Here is a 13,238-nt window from a genome sequence, read left to right on the forward strand (position 1 = left end):
TCGCGTCATCCAAATGGCGATTCGCGCCGTGCGCCCGGAGTCGCACCAGGACGGTTCGAAACCCCGCACGACGACCGTCCGACACCCGGGCGCGTTTACCATTGGGCAATTCACCGGAAATTAATATGGTCTGGGGACCAAGCCGATACCTTAGTATCAGTACCACCGGTTTCATCGTGCGCAGCAATCGGCTAGGCGCACCTCAATCATGGGGAACATATTTATCGTAATGGCCGGCGGAGCGCTCGGGTCAGGCTTGCGCTATTCGTTCGGCCGCCTCGCCACCGCTGCGTTCGGCGCGGACTATCCGTGGGGGACGCTGGGGGTCAACCTGCTCGGCGGACTGGCGATGGGGCTGTTGATGGGCGCGCTGTCGCGTAGCGGCGGCGGGAGCGAGGCGGCACGACTCGCGATCGGTGTCGGCCTGCTCGGCGGGTTCACGACCTTTTCGGCCTTTTCGCTCGACATGGTGACGATGCTGGAGCGCGGCGCGATGGGCAGCGCGATCGGCTATGCGCTGGCATCGGTGGTCGGCGCGGGCGTGGCGCTGTTCGTCGGGCTGCAACTTACACGCGGAGCAGCAGCATGAGCGACAACGACGTCCGGCAATTCACGGTCGGGGCCGATGACGACGGCATCCGGCTGGACCGCTGGTTCAAACGGCATCTGCCCGATACCAGCTTCAACACCGTATCGCGCTGGGCGCGCACCGGGCAGTTGCGCATCGATGGCGGGCGTGCCCAGCCGGGGGCGCGGCTGACCGCCGGACAGGTGCTGCGCGTCCCGCCGCCCGAGTCGGCGATCGTCGCGCAACCCAAGGCGAAGGCGCCGCGCCCGCCGCTATCGGACGAACAGACCGAATTCGCGCGGTCGCTGGTGATCCATCAGGACAGACAGGCGATCGTCCTGAACAAGCCGCCCGGTCTGGCGACACAGGGCGGGACCAAGACCCACGACCATGTCGACGGGCTGCTCGACGCGTTGCAGTTCGATGGCGAGAGCCGTCCGAAGCTGGTCCACCGACTCGACAAGGATACGTCGGGCGCGCTGCTGATCGCGCGGACCGCGCGGGCGGCGGCGTTCTTTGCAAAGTCCTTTTCGGGGCGGACCGCCAAGAAGGTCTATTGGGCGCTGGTCGTCGGCATTCCCGACATTTCCGACGGGATCGTCGACCTGCCATTGGCCAAGCAGCCCGGCACCGGCGGCGAGAAGATGCATGTCGACGAGGCGGAGGGGCAGCCCGCCCGATCGCGCTACCGCGTGATCGAACGCGTCGGCAACCGGGCGGCATGGGTCGAGCTGCAACCCTTTACCGGGCGCACCCATCAGTTGCGCGTGCACATGTCGGCGATCGGCCATCCGATCGTCGGCGACGGCAAATATGGCGGACAGGCGGCGTTCCTGACCGGCGGGGTCAGCCGCAAGATGCACCTGCACGCGCGGCGCATCCGCATCGATCATCCCGATGGCGGCAAGGTCGACGTGACCGCCGAACTGCCCGATCATTTCGCCGAGAGCATCGACCTGCTTGGTTTCGACATGAGCCTGGGCAATGCGATGATCGACGACACGCCGCCGCCGGTGACCAGGGCCGATCTGAAGGCCAAGGCGAAGGCGCATGCCAAGACCTATCGCAAGGAGCGTCGCGGCGAGCGGCGGTCCCGAGGGTCGCGCGACTGATGCATCCCAACCCCGCCTTTCGAATGGACGACGATGACGCGCGCGCATTCGTGCGCGGCGAAGGGTTCGGTGTGCTGTTCGCGGGCACGCCCGATGGCCCGTGCGCGGCGCAGGTGCCGGTGGTGATGACCGATGACGGGACATTGCGGTTCCATGTCGCGCGCGCCAATTCGATGACGCCGCATCTGGACGGGGCGACGGTGCTGTTCGTCGTGCAAGGCCCACATGCCTATGTTTCGCCGCGCTGGTACCGGGCCGGGCCGGACGAGGTACCGACGTGGAATTACCTGTCGGTCGAGGTCGAGGGCGCGGTGCGGGCGATCGACCGGGCGGATTTGCGCGGACAGATCGATGCGCTGGCCGCGACCTATGAGGCTGAGCCACGATGGGCCGTCGACCAGATCGATCCGCAAAAGGCGGAGGCGATGCTGGACGCGATCGCCGGGTTCGAACTGGTGCCGACCGCGTGGCGCGGCACGGCCAAGCTGAACCAGAACAAGCCCGCCGAGGTGCGTGCCCGTGTCGCGGCGGCGCTGGGCGACCATCCACTGGCGCCGTGGATGCGCGCCGCATGACCCGGCTGGCGGTTTTCGACTGTGACGGGACGCTGGCCGATGGGCAGGCGAATATCTGTACGGCGATGGCGCTGGCCTTTGCCGATGCCGGACTGCCCGCGCCCGACCCCAGACAGGTGCGCCGTATCGTCGGGTTGAGCCTGCCGCAGGCGGTGGCGCGGCTGGTGCCGGACAGCACGTCCGACCTGCACGACGCGGTGGCGGAGGGGTATAAGCGGCATTTCCGGGCGATGCGGGTCGACGGGCGGCTGCGCGAGGAGCCGTTGTTCCCGGGCATCGTGGACGCGCTGGTCGGGTTGCTCGACCGGGGATGGCGGCTGGGCGTGGCGACCGGCAAGTCCGATCGCGGGTTGCGGCTGCTGCTGGCGCAGCATCGGATCGGCCATCATTTCGTCACGCTCCAGACCGCCGATCGGCATCCATCCAAACCGCATCCGGCGATGCTGCAGGCCGCAATGACCGAGGTCGGCGCCACGGCGGACACGACCGTGATGATCGGTGACACCGGTTTCGACATGGCGATGGCGCGAACGGCGGGGGCGCGGGCGATCGGGGTCGAATGGGGTTATCATTTACCGGACGAGCTGACCGCCGCCGGCGCCGACCGGCTATGTGCCGATGCCGCCCTCCTCCCTGCCCTGCTGGAGACGCCATGACCGACACGCTCGCGCGCAATCGCTGGCTAATGCTGGTCGCGATCCGCATCGTAACCGCCATGGGGGCGGTGTTCGGGGTGATCGTGCTGGCGCGCGCGCCCGGAACCGGCATGCGGGTGCTGGGCGTGGCGATCGTGCTGTCGGCGCTGTACGCGATGGCGGTGGTGCCGCGCGGGCTGATCGCGAAATGGCGCAGCCGGTGAAGCGGTTCTGGCAGGACGTCACGGTTTCGCCCGCAGGCGAGATCGCGCTCGACGGACGCTCGGTGCGCACGCCCGGCCGGTTGCCGCTGATCGTGCACTATCCGGCATTGGCGGCAGCGATCGCGCAGGAATGGCGCGATGTCGGCGAGACAGTCGATCCGCGGGCAATGCCGCTGACCGGCCTTGCCAACGCCGCGATCGAGCGGGTGGCGGGCGATCCGGCGGCATTTGCGGGCGGACTGGCGGTCTATGGCGGCAGTGACCTGCTCTGCTATCGCGGCGAAGGTCCGCTGGCCGAACGGCAGGCGGCGGCTTGGGAGCCGGTGCTCGACTGGGCACGCACGCGATACGACGTGACGTTCGCGGTTACCGACGGGGTGATGCCGGTCGAACAGCCGCCGCGGACACTGGCGCGACTGCGCGAGGCGGTGGTGGCATTGTCGCCATGGGTGCTGGCGCCGCTGTCGCCGATCGTCGGGCTGACCGGGTCGCTGCTGCTGGCGCTGGCGTTGGTCGAGGGTGCGATCACCGCCGATGCGGCATGGGCGGCGGCGCATATCGACGAAGACTGGCAGGTCGAACAATGGGGCGAGGATGCGCTGGCCGCCGAGACCCGCGCGGCACGGGCGGCCGACTATGGCGCGGCGGTGCGGTTCCTCGCGCTGGTCAGCGGCTGACCGGACCGCACGAACCGCCGATCCTCAGCGACAGGGTGGCGGTGAGCGGGGCATTGGTGGCGGTCCCTTCGATCCGGTCGATCAGCCGTTCGGTCACCGCCCCGGCCATCTCGGCGATCGGGCGGTGGACGGTGGTCAGTGCCGGGGTGAGCATCCGCGCAAGGATGCTGCCGTCGAAGCCGATGACCGACAGGTCGCCGGGTACCGACAGGGCCATGCCGGCCGCGACCTTCAGCACCGCCGCCGCCATCACGTCGTTGGCGGCGAAGATCGCGGTCGGGCGGGGATCGGCGGTCAGCAGCGCCTGCGCGGCGGTCACGCCGGTGTCGAAGCCGTAATCGCCCTCCGCCTCCGCCGACAGGGCGATGCCTTGCGCCAAGAGGCCGGCGACGAAACCCGCCCGCCGTTCGCAGGCCGAAGGGGCGGATGCGGGGCCGGACAGGTGCGCGATGCGGCGATGGCCGAGCGCGACCAGATGGTCGGCGACTTCGCACGCCGCTGCCCGTTCGTCGGACACCAGCACCGCGTCATAGCCCGACAGCGCGACCGACGACAGCGCCACCGCCGGCACGCCCACCAGTCCATCGGCGACCCCGGTGAGGCCCGATACCGGCGGCACGACGACCACGCCGTCGACGCGCGAGCGCTGCACGAAATCGCGTACGTCCGCCGCCGGATCGCCCGCCATCGCGACGGGATGGACGACCAGTTCATAGCCGCGTGCCGCCGCCGCGCCGACCATGCCGCGTTGCAGGGGGTCGAGCACCAGCGCGTTGCGATCGTTATGGACCAGCCCGAGCAGATAGGAGCGTCCGGTGGCGAGGCCGCGCGCACGCGCGCTGGGGCGGAAGTTCAGCGTCGCGATCACCGCCTCGACCGCTTCGCGCGTGGCGGCATTGACCAGCGGCGAGCGGTTGAGGACGCGCGACACGGTGCGGATCGATACCCCCGCCCGGGCGGCGACATCGGTGATGGTGGTGCCGGCGGGCGGCCTGCTCACCGGGGTCAGACGCGCAGGCGCCGGGCGACCATGCCGCGCTGGGTCTCGATCTCCGACCGCGCGCGGCGCAGCACCTCTACCTCGGTCGCGGCGAGCAGGTCGTCGACCACGCGGCGCAGGTGGTCGCGCATCGTCTGACGCGCAAGGGCCGGGTCCTGCGCCCGCAAGGCATCGACGATCAGGCGGTGTTCCTCGACGCGGGGATGCACGCCCTCGCGCCGCGCCTCGGCGAACATGTGCGCGCTCAAGGGGGCACGGTCGCGCAGGTTCCAGAGCATCTCGACCACCGCCGCGATCACCGTGTTGCCGGTCGCCTCGGCGATGCGCAGGTGGAAACGGCGATCGGCCTCGACCGCGGCGGGATCGGCCGGATCGACCGCCGCCATCGCCGCCAGCGATTCATCGAGATCGGCCAGCGCCTCGGCATCGATCACCGTCGCCGCGACCGCAGCAGCCTCCCCTTCGAACAGGATGCGCGCCTCGATCAGTTCGAATGCGCCGACGTCCAGCTCGGCGGGCGACGACGTGTCGGCGGAAGTGGCGATGACGTACAGGCCGGAGCCGTGCCGCGCCTCGACCAGCCCGCGGATCTCCAGCGCGATCATCGCCTCACGCACCGTCGGACGGCTGACCGCGAACGTCTCGGCTAGGTCGCGTTCGCCGGGCAGGCGCGTGCCCACCGGATAGCGGCCCTCGTCGATCGCGGCGGCGATCGCGGTCGACACCCGCTGATAGAGCTTTTCGTTGCGCTGCTTCATCAGCCCGAGCGATCCCATAGCCGTCCGGCGGTTACAATAGGGCAGTGCTCAGCCCGCCGCGGCGTGAGCGATGCCCAGTTCCAGCCCGCGCAACTCAGCCAGCCCGCGCATCCGCCCGAGCAGCGAATAGCCCGGATTAGTGTGCCGGGCGAGGTCGTCGAGCATCTGGTGGCCGTGATCGGGCCGCATCGGTATGCTGCGCCCTTCGCCCCGCGACACATCGTGCACCGCCGCGACCACCGCCGCCATATTCGCATCGCCGCGCAGATGCTCGGCCTCGTGGAATGCCGTGTCGCCATTTTCGCGATCGACCGAGCGGAGGTGGAGGAAGCCGATGCGGCTGCCCAGCCGCCGGACCATGCCGGGCAGGTCGTTGTCGGCGCGCACTCCGAACGATCCCGTGCAGAAGCACAGCCCGTTCGCGGGGCTGGGGACGGCATCGAACAGCGCGACGACATCGGCTTCGGTGCTGACGACACGCGGCAGGCCGAAGATCGGAAAGGGCGGATCGTCCGGATGGACGACCATGCGGATGCCGAGCGCGTCGGCATGGGGGCAGACCGCATCCAGGAACGCGATCAGATTGTCGCGCAACCGATCTGCGTCGATCCCGGCATAGTTGGCGATCGCGTCGCGGAACTGTGCCGAGGTAAAGCTCTCCTCCGCGCCCGGCAGGCCGGCGAGGATCGTCGCCTCCAGCGTCGCGCGCGCCGCATCGTCCATCGCCGCGAACCGGCGCGCGGCGGCCTCGACCAGCGCCGGACGATAGTCGCGCTCGGCACCGGGGCGCTGCAGGATATGGATGTCGTAGGCGGCGACCGCTTCCCATTCGAAGCGCAGCGCGCGTGCGCCGTCGGGCAGCGACCAGCCAAGGTCGGTCCGCGTCCAGTCGAGCAGCGGCATGAAGTTGTAGGTGACGACGGTGATGCCTTCCGCCGCCAAATTGGTCAGGCTCTGGCGATAGGCATCGATATAGCGATCCCAACCGGGGCCGCGCGTTTTCAGGTCGTCGTGGACCGGTAGGCTTTCGACCACCGTCCAGCCAAGCCCGGCATCGGCGATCATCGCCTTGCGTTCGGCGATCGTCTCGCGTGGCCACACGGTGCCATTGGTAATTTCATGCAGCGCGGTGACCACCTCGGTCGCCCCCGCCTGTCGGATGGCGGCCAGCGTTACGGGATCCGATGGACCGAACCACCGCATCGTCTGTGTCATCAGCAACTGGCCACCCTCCCCCGTCCGCACCTATCCTAGATCGGATTTCACGGACGGGGATAGGATATTCAAACCCCCCTTGCCAATGTCGAATATTGGACAGTCCAATATCGGATCAGGCGAGGACCAGCCCGACGTCGACATTGCCGCGCGTCGCGTTCGAATAGGGGCAGATGGTGTGTGCGGTATCGACCAGCTTCTGCGCCTCGTCACGATCGACACCGGGCAGCGCCACCTGCAGGTCGGTGGTGATGCCGAAGCCGCCGGCCACGCGGGGACCGATGCCGACCGTGGCGGTCACGGTGACGTCGGCGGGCACCTTGGTTCCCAACTGCTGCCCCGCGACCTTCAGCGCGCCGATGAAGCAGGCGGCATAGCCGGCCGCGAAAAGCTGTTCGGGATTGCTGCCGTCGCCGCCCGCGCCGCCCAGTTCGCGCGGGGTCGACAGCTTCACGTCGAAGCGGCCGTCCTCGCTACGGGCATGGCCCTCGCGACCGCCGGTGGCCGTGGCGGTGGTGCTGTACTTGACGTCAACCGACATGATGTTCGCTCCATTATTTATCGCGATAGGTATCTATGGTTGCGTTATCCCGTTGTCCAGCATTATTTATCGCAACAAGAAAATCGGCTATGCCAGCGACATGACCGATCCCCTGCCCCTCGACGACCAGCTGTGCTTCTCGCTCTATGCCGCGACGATCGCGATCAATCGGACGTACAAGCCGATGCTCGATCGGCTGGGCATCACCTATCCGCAGTTCCTCGTACTGATGACGCTGAGCGATGCCGCGGAGGGCCGGACGATCGGAGCGATCGCCGACCGGCTGGCGCTGGAGCCGAGCACGATCACGCCGCTCGCCAAGCGGATGGAAGCGGCCGGGCTGGTCACGCGGGTGCGCAATCCGGCCGACGAGCGGCAGGTGCGGGTGTGCTTGACCGACGCCGGCCGGGCGCGCTGGGCGGAAAGCGGATGCCTGGCGCCGATGATCGTCGCGCGCAGCGGCATGGCCCCCGAACGGCTCGCCGCGTTGAATGCGGAGGTTACCGCATTACGGTCGGCCTTGGCCAAGGGTTTGACCTGATTACCCCTTGGTCCCGGCGGCGTCAGAACATATATTGAACATATGGCGCAGCTCGACACACGGCAGAAACTGGCGATCCTGGCCGACGCCGCGAAATATGACGCGTCGTGCGCGTCGTCGGGCACCGCCAAGCGCAATTCGCGCGATGGCAAGGGGATCGGGTCGACCGAGGGCATGGGCATTTGCCACGCTTATGCGCCCGATGGCCGGTGTATCTCGCTGCTGAAGATCCTGTTGACGAACAGCTGCATCTTCGACTGTCATTATTGCATCAATCGGAAATCGTCGAACGTCCGCCGCGCGCGCTTTACCGCGCAGGAGGTCGTGGCGCTGACGCTCAGCTTCTATCGCCGCAACTATATCGAGGGGCTGTTCCTGTCGTCGGGGATCATCGGATCGTCCAACTATACGATGGAGCAGATCGTCGAGGTCGCGCGGTCGCTGCGCGAGGATCACGACTTTCGCGGCTATATTCACCTGAAGACCATTCCCGATGCCGACCCCGAGCTGGTCCATCTGGCAGGCGTCTATGCCGATCGGGTGTCGATCAACGTCGAACTGCCGACGATCGGCGGGCTGAAGCGGCTCGCTCCCGAAAAGTCCGCGCCGCAGATCGAGGGAGCGATGAAGGACGTCGCCCATGCGATCGAGGACGGGCGCGACGCGCGCAAACGCTACAAATCGGCGCCGAAGTTCGCACCGGCAGGGCAGTCAACGCAGATGATCGTCGGTGCGGATGCCGCGACCGATAGCGATATCGTCGGCAAGGCGGCGACGCTGTACGACCGCTTCTCGCTCCGCCGGGTCTATTATTCGGCGTTCAGCCCGATCCCGGAGGCATCGGCGGTGCTGCCGCTGCAACGCCCGCCACTGATGCGCGAACATCGCCTGTACCAGTCGGACTGGCTGATGCGCTTCTACGACTATCGCCCCGACGAGGTGCGCGCGGCGGCGGACGATGCGACCGGGATGCTGCCGCTCGATATCGATCCGAAACTCGCCTGGGCGCTGAAGTTTCGCGATCGCTTCCCGGTCGATGTGAACCGCGCGCCGCGCGAGATGCTGCTGCGCGTGCCGGGGCTGGGGGTGAAGGCGGTCAATGCGATCCTGACCGCGCGGCGCTGGCGGCGGCTGTCGCTGGCCGATGTCGCGCGGCTGACCGTGTCGATCGCGAAGCTGCGGCCGTTCATCGTCGCCGATGACTGGCGGCCGGTGGTGCTGTCCGACCGCGCCGAGTTGCGGCCGGTGGTGGCGCCGAAGAAGGCGGATCAGATGGAGTTGTTCGGCTGAACCGCCGTCATTCCGGCAAAAGCCGGAATGACGGGGCGGGGGGGAAAACGTCTCGCAAGAGAAACCTCCCCTCACCCCCGCCGTTGGTCTGGCCGAACCATTCAAAGGACTTCCGCCATGGCCGACGCCCGCATCTATGCCGATCTGAAAGCCGACCACGACCGGCACCGCGACCTGCTCCAGCGCATCGACGCGGCGAGCGGTGACGAGCGCGCCGAACTGTTCGAGGAATTCCGCGTCGAGGTGTCGGCGCATGCCGCCGCCGAGGAGGAAGCGCTGTACGCGACGATGCTCGCCAATCCCGACCTGCGCGACGAGGCGCGGCATTCGGTGTCGGAGCACAAGGAAATCGACGATTATCTGGGCGAAATCTCGAAGCTCGATCCGGCGAGCAACGAGTGGAACCAGCGCTTTGCCGAAATGCGGCACCGCTACGAACATCATATCGACGAGGAAGAGGAAGAGATGTTTCCCGCCGCCGCCGAGGAACTGAGCGATGCCGAGGAGGCGCGCATCGCCAAGGTGTTCGAGGAGCGCAAACCCAAGGAACTGGAGATCGCCGAGTCGTCGGAAGCAGGCGACGACCGCGACTGATGCGGGTAGCGGCGCTGGCGGCGGCGGATGATTTCGACGGGTGGCGCGATGCCGCCCGGTCGCTCGCCGCGCAGCGCGTCGCGCCGTCCGAAGTGGTGTGGCAGGTCGGCGACCTGCCCACCGACCTGTTCGGCGACGAGGCGATCGTCGACAGCAACGCCCCCGCCCCCCGCGTGCCGCGTGCGTTCATCGATCTGGCGCGGACGGTGGCGATGCATGCCGATCCTGAGCGGTTCGCGCTGCTCTATGCGATGCTCACCCGCTTGATCGTCGAACCGCGACTGATCGACGACAAGGCCGATCCGGCAATGCGGCGGTTGGAGGAAATGGCGAAGGCAGTGCGGCGCGACATCCACAAGATGCGCGCCTTTCTGCGGTTTCGCGAAGTGGCCGAGGATGGGACCACCCGCTTCGTCGCGTGGTTCGAGCCGGAGCATCACATCATCCGCCACAATGCGCGCTTCTTCGTCGACCGGTTCGCGGCGATGCGCTGGTCGATCCTTACGCCCGAGCTGTCGCTGCACTGGGACGGCGAGACGCTGAACGAAGGGCCGGCGGCGACCAAGGCGGACGCGCCCGATGGCGATCCGGTCGAGGAAGTGTGGAAGACATACTACGCATCGATCTTCAATCCGGCGCGGTTGAAGAAGGGCGCGATGTTGAAGGAAATGCCGCGCAAATATTGGAAGAACATGCCCGAAACCGCGCTGGTCCCGGCGCTGATCGCGGGGGCACAGGCACGCGAGGCGGCGATGATCGAAACGGCACGAGCGGCACCCGGCGGCAATAGCGAGGTAGCGTGGGCGGCGTTGCGCGACGAGGCGGCGGGCTGCCAGCGCTGCCCCTTATGGAAACCGGCAACGCAGACGGTGTTCGGCGAAGGGCCGGTCGATGCGGCGATGATGGTCGTAGGTGAACAGCCGGGCGATCAGGAGGATTTGGCCGGGCGGCCGTTCGTGGGACCAGCCGGGCAGGTGTTCGACCGGGCGATGGCCGAGGCGGGAATCGACCGGTCGCGGGTGTACGTCACCAACGCGGTCAAGCATTTCAAGTTCGAGCCGCGCGGCAAGCGGCGCATCCATGCGAAGCCCGGCGTGGGCGAGATCGATGCCTGCCGCTGGTGGATCGAGCAGGAGCGCGGCATATTGCGCCCGCGCATGACGGTGGCGCTCGGCGCGACGGCGGCGCGGTCGCTGACCGGCAAGACGGTGACGATCTCGCGCGAGCGTGGGCGGGTGCTGACGCTGGCTGATGGCGGGGCGGCGTGGATCACGGTGCATCCGAGCTTCCTGCTGCGGCTGCCCGATAAAGTGCAGGCGGAAGAAGAGTTTGCGCGGTTCGTCGAGGATCTGAAGGGCGCGGCGGCGGCGATGGCGTGAGGCCAAAGTTCACGAAGTTCACACTTGCCGCGTTCTTGTCGCTGTAACGCTTTCCTCCGTTTAGGGCTTGCCGTCATGCCGGCGACGGCTGGCATCTGTCCGGTTCCGGAGGCGGCAGGAGCCGGGTGATGCCCCAGCCCTCGCGCGGGTGCCGTTTGGGGCTTACGGTAGAAAGATCGGTTTCACGCGGAGGCGCGGAGAAGAAGATTTTTTCGCGCAGAGGCGTAAAGGGCGCTGAGGGGTTGCGCTCGCCGCGTCAGCGGCTCTCCATGAGCGCGGAATGGGATAAGGCTTCGCCAGACCGGCTGCGATCGCCCACTCCACAACCCCACCGCGCCCTTTGCGCCTTTGCGCGATCAAATCCCTTCTTCTTCTCCGCGCCTCCGCGTGAACCTGATCCGGCCGGGCCTATCGCAGCCCCGACCTGTAGGAAATCAATCGGCGCGCGGACGGTGCCAGGGTTGCGGCTGTGGCAGGGTGATCGCGTCATGCTGTTCGGGAGCCTCGGCGATGGCGCGCAGGCGGTCGAGGTCTTCGGGGGTGTCGATGTCGATCAGTTCGGCGGGGGCGGTGATGACGTGGCGGCCAGCGCGGACGAGGTCGCGGGCGCCGGCATCGCCCTCCAGCGATTCGAGGAAATCGAAGCGCCCCTGCCCGAACACGGCGGGGGGACAGGGCTTGGTCCCGTCGCTCGACGCGACCACCGCATCGTCGCCCTGTGCGGTGTCGAGCAGGCGATAGACATGCGCGGCGGTGATGCGCGGCATGTCGGCGAGCGCGATCACGACCCCCTTCGCACCGGCCGCGCGCGCGGCGCGCAGGCCGAGCTGGACCGAGCGCGACATGCCGGCGGCGGGATCGTCGTTGACAATGACGTCGAACCCGCGCGACGCGAAGTCGAGTTTGGTCCCGTCGATCACCGCGATCCGCTTGAGGAACGGAACCGCCTCCAGCGCGGTGACGACATGATAGGCCACCGGCTTGTGCAGGAACGGTTGCGCCAGCTTGTCGGCGTCGCCGAAGCGGCGCGAGCGACCGGCGGCGAGCAGGATCAGCGCGGTATCCTCAGCGTGCATGGAAGCTCCTTACCATCGCCGCGGCGATCGACAGCGCGATTTCGGATGGGCCGATCGCGCCGATGTCCAGCCCGACCGGGCCGTCGATGCGCTCAAGGCCCTCGGCTCCGGCGGCCGCGAGACGTTCGAGCCGCGCGGCATGGCTGCGCCGCGATCCCAGCGCACCGACATAGGCGGCGGGGGATTTCAGCGCCTCGATCAGCGCGGGATCGTCGATCTTGATGTCGTGGCTCAATGTCACGACGGCGGTGGCGGCATCGGGCTTGAGCGCAGCCAGCGCCTCGTCGGGCCAGCGATCGTCGAGCGTGACGCCGGGGAAGCGTTCCTCGGTCAGGAAGCGCGCGCGTGGATCGATGACGGTCGTGGCGATGCCGAGTTCGCGGGCCATGCCGGCCAGACCCTGCGCGATCTGCACCGCGCCGACGATCAGCAACCGGCGCGGCGGGTCGTAGCGGTTGACGAAGCCGTCACCCTCCCCGACCTGCGTCCGGCCGGTGGCCGGGTCGGTGGTGAGGGCGATCGCCTGCCCCTGGGCGCGGGCGGTGGCGATGGTGTCGAACAACGCGGGGTCGAAGCCGGCGGCATCGACGGGCTGGACCATCACCTCGATCTCACCGCCGCAGGGCAGGCCGACTTCCCACGCGGCGGTGTCCGCCACGCCGTAGCGTTTGCGTGCGAAAGGCGCGCCGCCGATCACCTCGGCAGCGGTGGCGAGGATATCGCTTTCGACGCAGCCGCCCGACACCGATCCTTCGAACCGGCCATCTTCGTGCACCAGCATGTGGCTGCCGCGCGGGCGGGGAGCGGACCCCCAGGTCGAGGTGACGGTGGCGAGTGCCAGCCTGGCTCCGGCCCAGTCGTGCGCGGCGGTGAGGACGGAGTCGTTGTCGGCCATGTGGTTCCGATGATGGGGATTTAACGGGCGGGCGCCAACAAGATGGGAGCTGCCTCCCCTCCCTGACAAGGGAGGGGTTGGGGGTGGGTCGGATGGTTGTCGAGGCGTTCCGTTCCCTTGCCGGCCTACCCCCCCCCCCCCCCCCCCCCCCCCCCCCC

At 68.1% G+C, this 13,238-nt stretch carries 16 protein-coding genes; 10 read left to right on the forward strand and 6 right to left on the reverse strand.

Annotated elements, in window-relative coordinates; translation table 11 throughout:
* Nucleotides 1-256 precede the first annotated feature (256 nt).
* From ASE59_RS18270 to ASE59_RS18295, 6 genes are read left to right on the forward strand one after another with little or no spacing between them, the layout of a single operon-like run.
* On the forward strand, nt 257-589 hold the full coding sequence (locus tag ASE59_RS18270; RefSeq protein ID WP_414899194.1) for a fluoride efflux transporter FluC: 333 nt from the start codon (nt 257-259) through the stop codon (nt 587-589).
* On the forward strand, nt 586-1,680 hold the full coding sequence (locus tag ASE59_RS18275; RefSeq protein WP_056459818.1) for an RluA family pseudouridine synthase: 1,095 nt from the start codon (nt 586-588) through the stop codon (nt 1,678-1,680). Before ASE59_RS18270 ends, ASE59_RS18275 begins: the two co-directional genes overlap by 4 nt.
* Complete coding sequence (locus ASE59_RS18280; RefSeq protein ID WP_056459821.1) at nt 1,680-2,255, forward strand: FMN-binding negative transcriptional regulator; 576 nt, start codon at nt 1,680-1,682, stop codon at nt 2,253-2,255. The genes ASE59_RS18275 and ASE59_RS18280 overlap by 1 nt, the downstream gene beginning before the upstream one ends.
* A complete protein-coding gene (locus ASE59_RS18285) occupies nt 2,252-2,911 on the forward strand; it encodes an HAD-IA family hydrolase (RefSeq protein WP_056460164.1) in 660 nt (219 codons plus the stop codon). The genes ASE59_RS18280 and ASE59_RS18285 overlap by 4 nt, the downstream gene beginning before the upstream one ends.
* Nucleotides 2,908-3,114, forward strand: a complete 207-nt coding sequence (locus ASE59_RS18290) for a hypothetical protein (RefSeq protein ID WP_056459823.1) — start codon at nt 2,908-2,910, stop codon at nt 3,112-3,114. Before ASE59_RS18285 ends, ASE59_RS18290 begins: the two co-directional genes overlap by 4 nt.
* Complete coding sequence (locus tag ASE59_RS18295; protein WP_056460166.1) at nt 3,111-3,791, forward strand: ATP12 family chaperone protein; 681 nt, start codon at nt 3,111-3,113, stop codon at nt 3,789-3,791. Before ASE59_RS18290 ends, ASE59_RS18295 begins: the two co-directional genes overlap by 4 nt.
* Here ASE59_RS18295 and ASE59_RS18300 read toward each other — a convergent pair.
* The 4 genes from ASE59_RS18300 to ASE59_RS18315 all read right to left on the reverse strand — a co-directional run bounded on the left by ASE59_RS18300 (nt 3,781) and on the right by ASE59_RS18315 (nt 7,305).
* Nucleotides 3,781-4,791 (reverse strand): LacI family DNA-binding transcriptional regulator, encoded by a 1,011-nt coding sequence (locus ASE59_RS18300; RefSeq protein ID WP_235515844.1) that lies wholly within the window; start codon nt 4,789-4,791, stop codon nt 3,781-3,783. The genes ASE59_RS18295 and ASE59_RS18300 overlap by 11 nt on opposite strands.
* Nucleotides 4,792-4,796: 5 nt before the next feature.
* The gene (locus tag ASE59_RS18305) at nt 4,797-5,549 is read right to left on the reverse strand and encodes a FadR/GntR family transcriptional regulator (protein ID WP_056460169.1); all 753 of its coding nucleotides are present in this window, start codon (nt 5,547-5,549) and stop codon (nt 4,797-4,799) included.
* Nucleotides 5,550-5,597: 48 nt separating this feature from the next.
* Entirely contained in the window at nt 5,598-6,794 is a 1,197-nt protein-coding gene (uxuA, locus tag ASE59_RS18310; protein WP_235515845.1) for a mannonate dehydratase, read from the reverse strand.
* 85 nt (nt 6,795-6,879) lie between these two features.
* A complete protein-coding gene (locus ASE59_RS18315) occupies nt 6,880-7,305 on the reverse strand; it encodes an organic hydroperoxide resistance protein (protein ID WP_056459835.1) in 426 nt (141 codons plus the stop codon).
* 100 nt (nt 7,306-7,405) lie between these two features.
* Between ASE59_RS18315 and ASE59_RS18320 the strand changes: the two genes are divergently transcribed.
* The 4 genes from ASE59_RS18320 to ASE59_RS18335 all read left to right on the forward strand — a co-directional run bounded on the left by ASE59_RS18320 (nt 7,406) and on the right by ASE59_RS18335 (nt 11,109).
* Nucleotides 7,406-7,846: a MarR family winged helix-turn-helix transcriptional regulator gene (locus tag ASE59_RS18320; RefSeq protein WP_056460173.1), complete on the forward strand. Its 441-nt coding sequence runs from the start codon at nt 7,406-7,408 to the stop codon at nt 7,844-7,846.
* 42 nt (nt 7,847-7,888) lie between these two features.
* Nucleotides 7,889-9,136 carry a putative DNA modification/repair radical SAM protein gene (locus ASE59_RS18325; protein WP_056459837.1) on the forward strand — a complete coding sequence of 416 codons (1,248 nt, stop codon included), beginning with the start codon at nt 7,889-7,891 and terminating at the stop codon, nt 9,134-9,136.
* A gap of 117 nt (nt 9,137-9,253) precedes the next feature.
* Entirely contained in the window at nt 9,254-9,730 is a 477-nt protein-coding gene (locus ASE59_RS18330) for a hemerythrin domain-containing protein (protein WP_056459839.1), read from the forward strand.
* Nucleotides 9,730-11,109, forward strand: a complete 1,380-nt coding sequence (locus ASE59_RS18335) for a UdgX family uracil-DNA binding protein (protein WP_056459842.1) — start codon at nt 9,730-9,732, stop codon at nt 11,107-11,109. The genes ASE59_RS18330 and ASE59_RS18335 overlap by 1 nt, the downstream gene beginning before the upstream one ends.
* 434 nt (nt 11,110-11,543) lie before the next feature.
* Here the strand turns inward: ASE59_RS18335 and ASE59_RS18340 are convergent, their stop codons facing one another.
* Both ASE59_RS18340 and ASE59_RS18345 read right to left on the reverse strand, forming a co-directional pair.
* The gene (locus tag ASE59_RS18340; RefSeq protein WP_056459845.1) at nt 11,544-12,185 is read right to left on the reverse strand and encodes an NTP transferase domain-containing protein; all 642 of its coding nucleotides are present in this window, start codon (nt 12,183-12,185) and stop codon (nt 11,544-11,546) included.
* Nucleotides 12,175-13,080, reverse strand: coding sequence for an XdhC family protein (locus tag ASE59_RS18345; RefSeq protein WP_056459846.1), 906 nt, complete (start codon nt 13,078-13,080; stop codon nt 12,175-12,177). Before ASE59_RS18345 ends, ASE59_RS18340 begins: the two co-directional genes overlap by 11 nt.
* Nucleotides 13,081-13,238: the final 158 nt, after the last annotated feature.

The organism is Sphingomonas sp. Leaf10, from assembly GCF_001421245.1.
Taxonomy (GTDB): domain Bacteria; phylum Pseudomonadota; class Alphaproteobacteria; order Sphingomonadales; family Sphingomonadaceae; genus Sphingomonas.

Coding starts and splice junctions, on each gene's coding strand:
- ASE59_RS18275 (WP_056459818.1), top strand. CDS start 586: ATGAGCGACAACGACGTCCGGCAATTCACGGTCGGGGCCGATGACGAC.
- ASE59_RS18280 (WP_056459821.1), top strand. CDS start 1,680: ATGCATCCCAACCCCGCCTTTCGAATGGACGACGATGACGCGCGCGCA.
- ASE59_RS18285 (WP_056460164.1), top strand. CDS start 2,252: ATGACCCGGCTGGCGGTTTTCGACTGTGACGGGACGCTGGCCGATGGG.
- ASE59_RS18290 (WP_056459823.1), top strand. CDS start 2,908: ATGACCGACACGCTCGCGCGCAATCGCTGGCTAATGCTGGTCGCGATC.
- ASE59_RS18305 (WP_056460169.1), bottom strand. CDS start 5,549: ATGAAGCAGCGCAACGAAAAGCTCTATCAGCGGGTGTCGACCGCGATC.
- ASE59_RS18315 (WP_056459835.1), bottom strand. CDS start 7,305: ATGTCGGTTGACGTCAAGTACAGCACCACCGCCACGGCCACCGGCGGT.
- ASE59_RS18320 (WP_056460173.1), top strand. CDS start 7,406: ATGACCGATCCCCTGCCCCTCGACGACCAGCTGTGCTTCTCGCTCTAT.
- ASE59_RS18325 (WP_056459837.1), top strand. CDS start 7,889: ATGGCGCAGCTCGACACACGGCAGAAACTGGCGATCCTGGCCGACGCC.
- ASE59_RS18330 (WP_056459839.1), top strand. CDS start 9,254: ATGGCCGACGCCCGCATCTATGCCGATCTGAAAGCCGACCACGACCGG.
- ASE59_RS18335 (WP_056459842.1), top strand. CDS start 9,730: ATGCGGGTAGCGGCGCTGGCGGCGGCGGATGATTTCGACGGGTGGCGC.
- ASE59_RS18340 (WP_056459845.1), bottom strand. CDS start 12,185: ATGCACGCTGAGGATACCGCGCTGATCCTGCTCGCCGCCGGTCGCTCG.
- ASE59_RS18345 (WP_056459846.1), bottom strand. CDS start 13,080: ATGGCCGACAACGACTCCGTCCTCACCGCCGCGCACGACTGGGCCGGA.